Here is a 13231-nt window from a genome sequence, read left to right on the forward strand (position 1 = left end):
TAAGGTACGCATCCCTGCGCCAGACTGTAAACAGAAAACTGTAAAGCCCTTGCCATCGGAAAAACCATCGCGCACCATGAATTCAAGCGAGGAGAAAAACGTCCACATCATGGATACACAGGAAGACCCGAAGACCGCTGGCGGCGCGCAAAGCGTCGATCGCGCCCTGATGCTCCTGTCCCTCGTCGGGCAGGGCGGCGGCGCGCCCGTCCCCATGACGAAACTGACCGAGGCCACGGGCCTCAGCCGCCCCACCGTGCGCCGCTTGATGCTGGCACTGATCCGCGCCGGAATGGTGGTGCAGGACGAGGCCAACCGCGCCTACGCGCTGGGGCCGGAAACCTACATGCTGGGCCTCATGGCGCGGCGGCGCATGGACCTGCTGAAACAGAGCATGGACAGCCTCGTGCGCCTTGCCGACGAGAGCGAGGAAAACACGTACCTTTCGCTGCGCCGCGGGGCCTATTCGCTTTGTGCCCACCGCGAGGAAGGCACCTACCCCATCCGCACGCAGGCGCTTAAGACCGGGGACCGCCACCCGCTTGGCGTCGGTGCCGGGGCCATGGCGATCCTCGCCGCGCTGAACGATTGCGAGCGTGCGCAAGTGCTGGAAACCGTGACGCCGCTTCTGGCCGCAGGCTACCCCGGCTACACGCCCGAGGCCGTGGCCGACAGCATCGCGCAATCGCAGGCGCGCGGCTGGGCGCTGAACCCCGGCCTCTACCTGTCCGATTCATGGGCCATCGGCATGGCGATCCGCGCGCCAGGCAGCGGCGAAGTGCTGGGCGCGATCTCCATCGCCGCCATAGACCGCAGGCTTGGCCCGGACCGGCAGGACACATTGGCCGCGCTGCTCAGGCGCGAAGTGGCGCGCATCGAAGCGCGCCTTGAAAAACAATTGCAGGGCCGTGCCTGAAGGCACCCCGAGGGAGGAAAAACCATGACACAACCGCAAATCATCGGCTGGGCGCATTCGAAATTCGGCAAGGCCCCCGAGGCCACGCTGGTCGAACTGATGCAAGGCGTCGTGCCTGACGCGCTGGCCCACGCCGGCATCGCGGCCGAGGATGTCGACGGCATATTCGTCGGCACCTACAACAACGGGTTTTCGAAACAGGCGTTCGAAGGCGCGCTGGTCGGCATGGCCGTCCCCGCCCTGTCGCATGTCCCCGCCGTGCATATGGAAAACGCCTGCGCCACCGGGTCGGCGGCGCTGTATGGCGCGCTGGATTTCATCGCGGCGGGCCGAGGCAAGATCGCCCTCGTCGTGGGCGCGGAAAAGATGACCGCCACCCCCGGCGCGCAGATCGGCGACATCCTCATGACCGCCGCCTGGGGCGAGGAAGAGACCAGCGATGCCGGTTTCGCAGGCGTCTTTGGCCAGATCGCCGACGGCTATTTCCAGCGCTACGGTGACAATTCGATGGAACTGGCGATGATCGCCGCCAAGAACCACGCCAACGGGATGCTGAACCCCTACGCGCATATGCAAAAGCCCTTCACCGCCGAATTCTGCAACACCGTCAGCGACAAGAACCCCCGCGTGGCCGGGCCGCTGCGGCGCACCGACTGCTCGCTGGTCTCGGACGGCGCGGCAGTTCTGGTGGTGGCGCACCCGGACGTGGCCGCCGACATGACGCGCGCCATCGCCTTCCGCGCCCGCGCGCAGTCCAACGACGTGCTGGCCCTGTCCCGCCGTGACCCCTGCGAATTCGCCGGACCGCGCCGCGCTTGGGCGCAGGCCTTGGAAGCGGCAGGCATCACCCTCGACGACCTCGACATGGTCGAAACCCATGACTGTTTCACCATCGCGGAGCTGCTGGAATACGAGGCCATGGGTCTGGCCGAGCGCGGCCAGGGCGGGCGTGTCATCCGGGAGGGCATCACGACTCGCGAGGGCAAGCTGCCGGTGAACCCCTCGGGCGGGCTGAAATCGCGCGGCCACCCCATCGGCGCAACAGGCGTCTCGCAACATGTCATGGCCGCGATGCAACTGGACGGCTCGGCGGGCGACATGCAGCTGGACGACGTGCAGATGGCGGGCGTCTTCAACATGGGCGGCGCGGCGGTGGCCTCTTACGTGTCGATCCTGGAGCGCGTGAAATGAGCCTACAGAATCGGGACCCCCGGCTGCCCTGGTCCACCCGCACGCATAACCTTGCGCATTTTCTAACGAAGAACGCCGCCCGCCTGCCCGACCGCCCCGCGATCATCTGGGGCGACCTGACGCTGACATGGGCGACACTTGACCAGCGCGTCAGCGCCTTGGCCGCCGCCATGCGGGACGACTACGGCCTGCAACCGGGCGACCGCGTCATGGTGCAAAGCGCCAACAACAACCAGATCACCGAGATCATGCTCGCCTGCTGGCGCGCCGGGGTGGTCTGGGTTCCGTCGAACTTCCGCCAGCGCCCGGACGAGGTCGCCTACCTGGCACAAAAGGCCGACGTGGCGCTGATGTTCTGCGAGGAAGCCTTTCCGGAACATGCCACCGCCTGCCTCGACGCCGCGCCAAAGCTGTCTAAGGTCATCTGCATCGGCGAAGGGTTCGGCACGCCCTACGATTCGCTCATCGCGAAACACCTCGGCACACATGTGCCGAACGCCGCCGTGGACCGGGACGCACCCTGCTGGCTGTTCTTCACCTCCGGCTCCACCGGGCGGCCCAAGGCCGTGGTCTTGACCCATGGCCAGCTGACCTTTACCGCGCTCAACCACCTGCACGACCTGACGCCCGCGACGACGCCAGATGACATGAGCCTCGTCGTCGCCCCCCTGTCGCACGGCGCCGGGATGCACCAACTGATGATGATCGCGGGCGGTGTCTGTTCCGTGCTCGTGCCGCCGGGCAAGTTCGACCCCGCCGCCGCATGGGCGCTGGTCGAGCAATACAAGATCACCAATATGTTCACCGTGCCCACCATCGTGAAGATGCTGACGGAACACCCGGCGGTGGACGATTACGACCACTCCTCGCTGCGTTACGTGATCTACGCGGGCGCGCCCATGTACCGCGAGGACCAGAAACACGCCCTTCGCAAGCTCGGCCCGGTGCTGGTGCAGTACTTTGGCCTTGGCGAGGTCACCGGCTGCATCACCGTCCTGCCGCCGCACGATCACCGCGTCGAAGATACCGAGGATGCGCGCATCGGCACCTGTGGTGTCGAACGCACCGGGCTGCATGTCTCGATACAGGACGATCAGGGCCGCGAATGCGCCCCGGGCGAAACCGGGGAAATCTGCGTCGCAGGCCCCGCCGTGGCCGCCGGCTACTACATGGACGACGCCGCCAACGAAAAGGCGTTTCGCGACGGCTGGTTCCGGACCGGGGACCTCGGCCACATGGATGCGGAGCGCTACCTGTACATCACCGGGCGCAGCTCGGACATGTACATCTCGGGCGGCTCGAACGTCTACCCGCGCGAGATCGAAGAGATCATGCTCACCCACCCCGCCCTGTCCGAAGTCGCCATCCTCGGCGCACCGCATCCCCGCTGGGGCGAGGTCGGAATCGCCGTCTTCACCTGCGAGCCCGGCCAATCCGTCACCCCCGAGGAACTGGCCCGCCTGCTGGAACCGAAACTGGCGAAATACAAGCTACCACACCGCTACATCTTTCTCGATGAGATGCCAAAGACCGGCTACGGCAAGATCACCAAGAAGCTGGTGCGCGAGGAACTCGAGGCGCGCGGCCTTTGGCCCCAGCCGGAAAACGCGTCATGACCCGCGACATCATCCGCCACCCCGGCCCGCCCGCCGATCAGCCATGGATCATGGCGCAGGGTACCGGACGTAGCCTGCAAATCACACTGCCCAAAGGGAAAATCCTGATGGAGGCGGTGGCCGAGGCGATGGACGCCGCCGGAGCCGACAGCGGCGCAATGGTGCTGGACGGGCTGGTCATGGGGCCCTACCGATTCGTCGGCCCCGGCCCGTCGAACGACGGCATCCATGCCGCGTGGTACAGCGCTCCGCGCGGCGGCGCACGCGCCACGATCACCCACGGCACGGCCATGGTCGGAAGGCGGGACGGCGCATGGTGGCTGCATTGCCACGCAGCATGGGAGGGCAAGCAGCCCCTCGCGGGCCACCTGCTCCCGGACGAAGTCACCCTCGCCGAAGACGCCACCGTCACCCTCCACGCAATAAACGGTGCGAAGTTTGATGTCTCGATGAATGCGGAAACGCAGTTCGCGATCTTCCACCCGACCGGCGGCCAACCGGGCAATGCGGTGATCGCGAAACTGAACCCGCACAAGGATGCCGTAACCGCGATTCGCGAAATCTCAGCCAAAGCGGGGTTTGCCAAGGCCCATGTCTATGGCGTCGGCAGCCTCGTCGGCGCATGCTTTGCCGAAGGTGGCGACATGGCCTCCCCGATTTCCGAAGTCTTCGTCCTCCCCGGCGCAACGACCGGAAACACGACCAATCTACCGCTGCACTGCGTCGATCCCGATGACGCACAATTCAACGGTACCCTTCTTCCAGACGGCGGCCCGGTCTGCGTCACCTTCGAATTGCTGCTAATGGACGCAAAGACATAACTCCAAAGCGCCACGCGCCTGCTTCATCTTGATCCAAATACCCTCGGGGGTCCGGGGGCAGAGCCCCCCGTCGCGCAAAGCGCGACAAACGACAGATGGGTCCGCATGCAGCATGACAGACGGCAGAGGCGCGCAACCCGTCCAAAACCGACCCCGCCTCACCGAAGTCTTCAAAAGACTTCGCCCCGGAAACTTCAAAAGTTTCCGGCACCGCCCTCACTCGGCGCGCGACAACTCGTCGATGGTATCCGCCCGGATCGAGGTGATGTGCTTGCCCAACACCTCGTGCACCTTCTCCCAGTCTCCCGCCCGCAAGCCTTCGACGATGGCGACGTGCTGGTCGAAACTCGCCTCCCGGCGCTGCTTGAACCGGGCGTTCAGCGCCGTCCGGATCGTCGCAATCCGCGCCTCGACAAGATCAAAGGCGTTCTGCACCAGCGAATTGCCACAGTGGTCAAAGAACAGCTTGTGGAACTCGGTGTCGATGCGGACGTAGCCGATCTCGTCTCCCGCGAGCATCCGCTCCCGCATCCGCGCAATGGCATCGTCGAGCTTGGCGAGGAACAGCTTGCGATTGCCCGCCATGGACAGCCGCAGCGCCTCGCGCTCCAGCATCAGGCGATAGTCGCAGATCTCGCCCACTTCCTCGCCCGTAGGGGTAAAGACAAAGCTGCCGCGCTTCGGCTTCACCACCACAAGACCGGTGAATTGCAAGGCAGACAGCGCATCGCGCACCGGCGTGCGGCTGACCCCGAAGGCCGCCGCCAGCTTGTCCTCGCTGATGTTCTCGCCAAAAGCGAAATCCCCGTCGATGATGCCTTGACGCAGCCTCTCGACCACGATCTCCGTCAGGGTCTTGGGCTGCTCGATGCGCAGTTTCGGGTTCATGCTCATCGCGTCTCGCCTCGCTTCTCGTCAGGGTCTCACCGGGATAGCACGCCGCGCCGGCATGACCCAGCGTGCCAAGGTCTCAGCCCAGTTCCGCGTCGCGATCGGCTGCCGCCTGCCGCGCCGCGCCAACCATCAGCGAAATGTCGTTCACCCCGGCCACGAGGCTGAACCCCTTCGCCCGCAGGTCCGCCCAAGACCGCCCGCCCCCCGGCACCGTCGCGAGCAGCTTGCCAGCCGCGGAAACCTTCCGCTCCACCTCGGCAAAGGCCGCCTGCGGCGTCGCATGCTCCATGTCCTCGATATGGCCCAGCGTCGCCGCCAGATCGTTCGGACCGAGGAAGATGCCGTCCACGCCATCCACCGCGCAAATGTCGCTCAGCGCGGCGACACTTTCCGGTGTCTCGCACTGCACGAAAAGCAGCACGTCCTCGTTCGCCGTCTGAACCGCGTAGTCAGGCCGCGTGCCAAAATCCGAACCGCGCACGATGGGCGCCGCGTAACCGCGCCCGATGCCGCCCTCGCCGCGCATCGGATAGTGGCACGAGGCCGCGATGGCTGTCGCTTGCTCCACCGTGTTCACCATGGGCACCACGATCGAGCGGAACCCGCGGTCCATGACCTTCTTGATCGTCGTGTCGGTGCCATCCGGAACCCGCAGGATCACCTCGCCGCCCGCCGCCTCGACGGCACGGGCCACCGCGACCCAGGTCTCCAGGTCGCCGACGCCATGTTCGCCGTCGATCAGCACCACCGGCCAGCCGTGGCGCACGAGGATCTCGGCTACGTCACAGTTCCCCAGCTCCGCCCAGGCGGCGGTGATGAATTCGCCGTTCAGCAGGCGGGATTTGAGCGCGTTCATGTGTCGGTCTTTCCATTTGGGGCGTCGATGACCTTGCCCGGGTTAAGCAGTCCCGCCGGATCCAGCGCGGCCTTGATGCGGGCCATCAGCGCCAGTTCCTCGGCGGAACGGGTGTAAGACAGGTAGGGTTTCTTGAGCAAGCCGATGCCATGCTCGGCCGAGACCGTCCCGCCGAAATCGCGCACCGTGTCGTAGATGATGCCGGAAATCCGCGCCATCGGCGGCTCGGCCTGCGCGCGGTCCAGCGCCACGATATGCAGGTTGCCGTCACCGATATGGCCGTAATAGACGCTCAGCGCCTCGGGCATATCCGCCACCAGCCGCGCCCGGCAGGCATCGGCAAAATCGTCCATCTTCGCCACCGGCAGACCGATGTCATAGGCGCAATGCGGCCCCAGAACGGTCTGGAACTCGGCACAGGCATCGCGCACCCCCCAAAAGGCCTTCACATCCGACAGGCTCTGGCTGATCGCCGCATCCTCGACGATCCCGGCCTCGAAGGCGTTTTCCATCCAGGCCATGAAGCGCGGCCCGTCAATCGCCTCGTCCAGCCCCTGCGCCTCGAGCAGCACGTAGATCCGGTGCCGACCGGCCAGTGGGCTGCGGGTGCCGACCGTCTCGGTCACCAGGGCCCAGTAATCCGGCCACATGACCTCGAAGGCGGACAGCATCGGCCCCAGCCCGCGCCGCGCCTCGGCCAGCAGGCGCAGCACGTCGTCGTAAGACCCCAGCCCACACAAGGCCGCGTTCACGCACCCGGGTTTCGGGTGCATCCGCAACACCGCGCGGGTGACGATGCCCAGCGTGCCCTCGGACCCGATGAACAACTGCTTCAGGTCGAACCCGGCGTTGTTCTTTATCATCTTGTTCAGGCCGCTCACCAGCGTGCCATCCGGCAGCACGTATTCCAGCCCGAGGATCATCTCGCGGGTCATGCCATAGCGAATAACCCGGTTGCCCCCCGCATTGGTGCCGATATTCCCGCCGATCAGGCAGGACCCCCGCGCGCCCAGGTCCAGCGGAATGAAGAACCCGGCCTCGTCCGCCGCCTTCTGGATCACCTCCAGCGGCGTACCAGCCCGCACGGTCATGGTGCAGGCCGCCGGGTCGATCTCCTCGATCCCGTTCATCCGCTCCAGCGAAATGCAGACCGCCCCATTGATCGGATGAGCGCCCCCGGCCAGCCCCGTCAGGCCGCCCTGCGGCACCATCGGCACGCCGTGACGCGCGCAGATCCGCACGGCCTCCGCCACTTCCTCTGCCGAGCCGGGGCGCACCACGGCCAGCGGGGACACATCAGGCAGAAAGCTGGTGTCGTGCAGGTTCCGCGCGGGCACATCGGCCCCCGAAAGCAGCGCCGCGCCCGGAAAGACGACAGCCAGATCGGCCAGGCAAGAAGCGGTGTCTAGCGGCATGATACATCCTTGAAAATTGGACCGGCGCGCAGGGAGCGAGACGCACGCCGGTCCGGTTGATCCGGGCAGGATCAGTTACGGATCTTGCCCAGCTCTTCCATCAGCCGGTCAAAGTTCTCCTTGCCGACAGACTCCATCGAGGTCTCCCAAACCGGGGCGACCAGCTCGCGCAGCTTGTCCATTTCCGCGGCCGGCATTTCCGAGATTTCCATGCCCTCGGCGGTCAGCTTCTCGGCGGATTCACCGACAGCCGCCCGCGACCGTTCAATCTGCGCATCCCGCGCCGTGGCCGCGCAGGACATCACAAGCGCCTGCTCGTCCGTGTTCAGGCTGTCCCAGACACCCTTGTTCATCAGCGCCGGGTTCGGCGAATAGGCGTGGCGCGTCAGGGTCAGGTACTTCTGTACCTCGTAGAACTTCGTCGCCTCGATCAGCGGCAGCGGGTTTTCCTGCCCGTCCACAGCCCCGGTTTCCAGCGCGGTGAACACCTCGCCAAAGGCCATCGGCACCGGGTTGGCCCCCAGACGACGGAAGGTGTCTAGGAAGATCGGGTTCTGCATCACGCGAAAGTTCAGCCCTTCGAAATCCGACACAGCCTGGATCGGGTGCTTCGAGTTCGTCGCATTGCGGAACCCGTTTTCCCAGATCGATAGCAGGACAAGGTCATGCTGCGGCATTTTCTCGGCGAGGTAGTCGAAGTACGGCCCGGTCATGATCGCGTCGACTTCGTCGTCGTTGGCAAACATGAACGGCAGGCTGAACACACCCAGCGCCGGTTCGATCCCGGCAATCGCCGCCGACCCGGTCACCACCATCTCGATCGACCCCGAGCGCGTCGCCTGCGTCGCATCCGCGTCGTCGCCCAGCTGGCCCGAATAGAAGCCGCGCAGCTTCATCTTGCCGCCCGAACCTTCTTCCATGCAGGTGCTCATGGCGTCGATGCCGGTGGCAATCGGGTGGTCCTTCGCGGCGCCGCTCGACACCTTGAACGTGTGCTTGCCATACTCTGCCGCCACCGCGGGAGAGGTCAGCGCCGTGGCACAAAGCGCCAGCGCGGCAAATGCCTTTGTCAGTTTCATGGTTGGTCTCCTCCTTGTTATAATTCCAAAAATCCCCAAAGGCTCACCTGAGCCAGTTCAGTGGCGTCAGCACGAGTTCCGGGAAAATCACCAGCAACATCAGAACGATGATCTGGGCCATGAGGAACGGCGCGGCCCCCTTTGCCACCCGGTGCAACGGCACGCCGGACACGCCCGCAGACACGCTCAGCACAATGCCGACCGGCGGCGTCACCAGCCCGATGGCGCAGTTGATGACAAACAGCACGCCGAAATAGATCGGGTCGATCCCTGCCTCCTCAACAACCGGAAGCAGCACGGGCGCGAGGATCAGGATCGTCGGCCCCATGTCCAGCATCGTCCCGATCAGCAGCACCAACGCCATGATCGTAATCAGCAGCAGCGTCGGACGATCCACCAGCGGCCCCACCAGATCCAGAACGATCCCGGACAGATCCGCGATGGTGATGAACCATGCGGTCGCCAGCGCCGCCGCCGCCAGCATCATCACCACTGCCGTCGTCAGCGCCGCATCCCGGAAAACGTGGAACAGTTGCGAAACCTTCAATTCCCGGTGCACCACCATGCCGACAAAGATGGCGTAGACCGCGGCGATCACGGCAGCCTCCGTCGGCGTCACCACGCCAAAGCGGATACCGCCCAGAATGATGACCGGCATCCCCAGCGACCACAGCGCCTTTTTCGTCTCGGCCAGACGGACACCCCAGCCCTGCTTTGCCAGCGGCTCCACCTTGTCGCGCCGCGCCACGATCAACCATGCGATGATCGCCCCCAGCCCCATCATCACGCCCGGAACGATCCCGGCCATAAACAACTGCGTAATCGACAGGTTCGTCGCCACGGCAAAGATGATGTAAGCAATGGACGGCGGAATGATCGGCGCGATTACCCCACCCGAGGCCATCAACCCGACCGAACGGGCCTCGTCATGGCCCGACTGCTTCATCATCGGCAGCATGATCGCGATCAGCGCCGCCGAATCCGCCGCCGCCGATCCCGACAGCGACGCAAGGATGATCGCAGCAAATATCGCCACCACGCCCAGACCGCCGCGCACATGCCCGACAAAGGCCATGGCAAACCCGATGATCCGCTTCGACATGCCGCCCGCGTTCATCAACTCCCCGGCCAACAGGAAGAACGGAATGGCCAGCAGTGAAAAATTGTTTGCCCCCACGATCATCCGCTGAGAGATCACCTGCGGATCGAACAGATCCATATGCAGCCCCATCACGGCGGCACAGATCACCAGCGCAAAAGCGACGGGGATGCCGATGCACAGGCTGACCCCCAGCGACACGATGAACAGGAAGAGGGTCATTCCACCACACTCCGTCCGTTCTGGGGCATCCCCTTCAGACACCCAGTGGCGTATCCCAGCATCCGCAACCCGGCCATCAGTCCGATCAGCGACGACATCGGGATCAGCACTCCGAACACCCAGGCCATCGACATCCGCGTCACAGGCGCAATGTTCGTCGCATTGACGTGAAATTGTTGCAGCGTGCCGATCAGGATCATCAGGCAGACCGCCAGCACTGCCCCGTTCGCCAGCGTCAGCAGCACCCTCCGCACCGGCTCCGACACGGTGGACACCACCAGATCAAAGCCCATGTGCATGTTGTGCCGCATGGCCACGATGGCCCCGAGAAAGATCAACCAGACAAAGAAGAACCGCGACAATTCCTCGCTGACATCGATCCCCGATCCGAACCCGTATCGCAGCACGACATTGGCAAAGACCATCACGGTCATGCCAGCCAGCAGGAAAACCAACAGCCATTCCAAGGCCTTGAAGAACAGGTCAATCAGCCTCACCGGCGTCCTCCCGCGATCCGAATGATTTCGCCCGTCGTGTAGGGGGCGTCGAACAACAGCCATTCCGCCGCCTGAGCGACTTCATCGGCGGTGCCAAGCCGCGCCATCGGGATGCCCTCTGCGGCCTTTTCGCGGGAATCCGGCGCGGTCATCACCGCGTCCTGGATCGGCGTATCGATGATGCCCGGAGCCAGGGCATTTACCCGCACCTCCGGCGCGAGATCGCGCGCCATGCCCCGCGTCAGCGCCATGATCGCTCCCTTGGACGCCCCGTAGGCCGCGAATCCCGGCGCCCCGCCGTTCTCTCCGGCGATGGACGCCATGTTGACGATGCCCGCGCTGGGATGGGCCACGCGCGCCTTCAGGAAAACCGAGGCCACCTGCATGAAACCTACCACGTTGACGGCCATGACCCGCGCGACCGCAGGCACGTCAAGTGCGTCCCAATTCGTCTTTTGGCCAAGGATCCCCGCGTTGTTCACCAGATGGGTGACGCCCACGTTTTCAATAGCTTCACCCGCCCGGGTGACCGCTTCGGCATCAGCGACATCGACCACTCTGGAGGTCGCATGCGCGCCCAACTCGGCGGTCGCTGCGTCCAGTCCGCTTTGCGAGACATCCCAAAGGATCGCTCGGTCTCCGCGCGCCACGACCCGGCGCGCGACCGCCAAACCGATCCCGGAGGCGGCTCCGGTAATCAGGACCACAGCGCTCATTCGCCATGCCTATGAGCAAATTCCTGATGCCCGGCGAGGTCGACGACCTCGCAGAACTCAGCATAACTCAGCCCGGCAATGCCGCCTGTCAAACCTGTCTGTCTCAAATGGTCCAACGCTGAACGACTTGCCGCCGCCGCTGCAAACAAAGTCGTTACAGCATAGAGGAGGACCGAGAACCCCAGCTCCCGGACGTCGTTTATGCTTAACAAAGCCGCGTCGGTCCCATCGACAAGGCTGAGCACCTTCGGCCCTTCTACCCGCGCTGCGATCGCCTCTACCTCCGCGCGGGTCTTCACACCGTCAACAAAGATCAGATCGACTCCGGTATCAATGTACCGCTTTGCCCGCGCCACCGCCTCATCTAGCCCTGCGGCTGGCAAGGCATCCGTGCGGCCAATGATAACGATGTCCCGCCCGGCCCGCGCCTCTAACGCTGCACTAAGCCGCGCCGCTCCGTTTTCCGCTGTCTCGAGCCTCACACCGGCCAGTTGCCCGCATCTTTTGGGGCTGACCTGATCCTCGATATGGAGGGCCGCCACGCCAGCCTGCAGGTATTCCTCAATAGTCCGCCGCATATTCAATACGCCACCATACCCCGTATCCGCGTCAGCGATCACCGGGATATCCACGGCCCGGACCATGTTTCGCGCATGGTCCGCCATTTCCGTCTGAGTCATCAATCCAAGGTCTGGCGCGCCCAACCGGCTCGCGGTCGCGCCCAGACCAGTCATGTAGACCGCATCGAATCCGGCAGCCTGAATCATCCGTGCGGTCAAGGCATCAGGCGCGCCGGGCGCAACGACCAATTCACGATCGAAGATACGCGACCGCAACCTCTGGGCTGAAAGCACTGTTGTCTCCTCCACCCGCGCTGCGCATTTGAAATAGCGCTATTCTGATCGGCGGGTGTCAAAGGTGTAACATGTTACACTTATGTTTTGTCAATCCTCTGCCTCACTTGCGGGAAACTTTCTTCCGGGCCTGAACCTCGACAGCCTGTGCACGCCCTCAGTTGTCTGCCGGGTCGTCATTGTGGTCGGATCAAGGGTCTGCGGCGCAGAGAAGCCCTGAGGGTCCGTATCGCGCATGGACTGAATCCCAACTTTTTGTTGCAAGCTAAACATTTACGCTCTTTAACATCCTAGAGATTCGCTGTGAGCAGGGCCTTGCAAACGGTAAGCTGACCGATGCCAAGCTAAGGGCCCGAGCGGTGGCAACGACCACACGCCAGACACAGCTTGACGGGGTCCGCGCATGGATCGCCTATTCCAGCGAACAACGCCCGCGTACACCTCATGTCCTGCTGACCGCGGCCTAAGCATATGATAACCGCGTCCCGAACCTGAAGGTTGCTGCCTGTAAAATAAAGCCAGCGCCGTAGTTTAGCCCGGCGGCTAACTGGTCGAAAATCCAGAACCAACTCCGACGGCCCTGGCAGATTGCCTTCGGAAGGCCGGGAAGCCGCACAAAGTCATCATCACCGCGATCGCCAGAAAGCTGGTGAGCATCGCGAACACGCTATGCAAGATGCGTCAGCATTGGGACGACCCGCCCGCCTAACGAATACAGCTGCCAAGCCATGTAAACCCAACGCGGGACCACGGAGCCAGCGGCACGCCAGGAGTATGTTGTTGGCAAAGAGAAGTTTGCAGGTCCCACCTCCGACAAATTATCGGCCAAAAATGGAATCTTGCCTCTGGACCTTCCGCATTGCGATTTGTATAGGTCACTGCGTGTTCCGGCGTAGCTCAGCGGTAGAGCAGTTGACTGTTAATCAATTGGTCGTAGGTTCGATCCCTACCGCCGGAGCCAAAATCACCTAAATGGTTGATTTCATTGGTTGAGCCCCGACAAGAGTCGGAGCCACGCGTGCACGTGCACATTTTGGTGCACAAATGCGTGCACG

12 protein-coding genes and 1 tRNA gene are annotated in these 13231 nt (G+C 63.9%); 5 read left to right on the plus strand and 8 right to left on the minus strand.

The features are described 5' to 3' along the window. The first annotated feature begins 109 nt into the window (after window positions 1-109). From ACP16H_RS13875 to ACP16H_RS13890, 4 genes are read left to right on the plus strand one after another with little or no spacing between them, the layout of a single operon-like run. On the plus strand, window positions 110-916 hold the full coding sequence (locus ACP16H_RS13875) for an IclR family transcriptional regulator (RefSeq protein ID WP_425072902.1): 807 nt from the start codon (window positions 110-112) through the stop codon (window positions 914-916). 24 nt (window positions 917-940) lie between these two features. Beyond that, the gene (locus ACP16H_RS13880; protein ID WP_425072903.1) at window positions 941-2107 is read left to right on the plus strand and encodes an acetyl-CoA acetyltransferase; all 1167 of its coding nucleotides are present in this window, start codon (window positions 941-943) and stop codon (window positions 2105-2107) included. After that, window positions 2104-3723, plus strand: coding sequence for an acyl-CoA synthetase (locus tag ACP16H_RS13885; protein ID WP_425072904.1), 1620 nt, complete (start codon window positions 2104-2106; stop codon window positions 3721-3723). The genes ACP16H_RS13880 and ACP16H_RS13885 overlap by 4 nt, the downstream gene beginning before the upstream one ends. After that, window positions 3720-4544, plus strand: a complete 825-nt coding sequence (locus tag ACP16H_RS13890) for a hypothetical protein (protein ID WP_425072905.1) — start codon at window positions 3720-3722, stop codon at window positions 4542-4544. The genes ACP16H_RS13885 and ACP16H_RS13890 overlap by 4 nt, the downstream gene beginning before the upstream one ends. A gap of 216 nt (window positions 4545-4760) precedes the next feature. Here ACP16H_RS13890 and ACP16H_RS13895 read toward each other — a convergent pair whose 3' ends face one another. The 8 genes from ACP16H_RS13895 to ACP16H_RS13930 all read right to left on the minus strand — a co-directional run bounded on the left by ACP16H_RS13895 (window position 4761) and on the right by ACP16H_RS13930 (window position 12176). Further along, on the minus strand, window positions 4761-5438 hold the full coding sequence (locus ACP16H_RS13895; protein ID WP_425072906.1) for a GntR family transcriptional regulator: 678 nt from the start codon (window positions 5436-5438) through the stop codon (window positions 4761-4763). 76 nt (window positions 5439-5514) lie between these two features. Beyond that, on the minus strand, window positions 5515-6294 hold the full coding sequence (locus ACP16H_RS13900) for an HpcH/HpaI aldolase family protein (RefSeq protein ID WP_425072907.1): 780 nt from the start codon (window positions 6292-6294) through the stop codon (window positions 5515-5517). Beyond that, window positions 6291-7709, minus strand: a complete 1419-nt coding sequence (locus ACP16H_RS13905) for an FAD-binding oxidoreductase (RefSeq protein WP_425072908.1) — start codon at window positions 7707-7709, stop codon at window positions 6291-6293. Before ACP16H_RS13905 ends, ACP16H_RS13900 begins: the two co-directional genes overlap by 4 nt. Before the next feature lie 71 nt (window positions 7710-7780). After that, window positions 7781-8788: a DctP family TRAP transporter solute-binding subunit gene (locus tag ACP16H_RS13910; protein ID WP_425072909.1), complete on the minus strand. Its 1008-nt coding sequence runs from the start codon at window positions 8786-8788 to the stop codon at window positions 7781-7783. 43 nt (window positions 8789-8831) lie between these two features. Next, the gene (locus ACP16H_RS13915; RefSeq protein ID WP_425072910.1) at window positions 8832-10109 is read right to left on the minus strand and encodes a TRAP transporter large permease; all 1278 of its coding nucleotides are present in this window, start codon (window positions 10107-10109) and stop codon (window positions 8832-8834) included. Next, window positions 10106-10606, minus strand: coding sequence for a TRAP transporter small permease (locus ACP16H_RS13920; RefSeq protein ID WP_425072911.1), 501 nt, complete (start codon window positions 10604-10606; stop codon window positions 10106-10108). Before ACP16H_RS13920 ends, ACP16H_RS13915 begins: the two co-directional genes overlap by 4 nt. Further along, a complete protein-coding gene (locus tag ACP16H_RS13925; protein WP_425072912.1) occupies window positions 10603-11322 on the minus strand; it encodes an SDR family NAD(P)-dependent oxidoreductase in 720 nt (239 codons plus the stop codon). The genes ACP16H_RS13920 and ACP16H_RS13925 overlap by 4 nt, the downstream gene beginning before the upstream one ends. Continuing rightward, window positions 11319-12176, minus strand: a complete 858-nt coding sequence (locus ACP16H_RS13930; protein WP_425072913.1) for an isocitrate lyase/PEP mutase family protein — start codon at window positions 12174-12176, stop codon at window positions 11319-11321. The genes ACP16H_RS13925 and ACP16H_RS13930 overlap by 4 nt, the downstream gene beginning before the upstream one ends. Window positions 12177-13062: 886 nt before the next feature. Between ACP16H_RS13930 and ACP16H_RS13935 the strand changes: the two genes are divergently transcribed. After that, window positions 13063-13137: transfer RNA gene (locus ACP16H_RS13935), tRNA-Asn, on the plus strand. The last annotated feature ends 94 nt before the right edge of the window (window positions 13138-13231 follow it).

It is taken from the genome of Sagittula sp. S175 (assembly GCF_049800975.1).
Taxonomy (GTDB): domain Bacteria; phylum Pseudomonadota; class Alphaproteobacteria; order Rhodobacterales; family Rhodobacteraceae; genus Sagittula.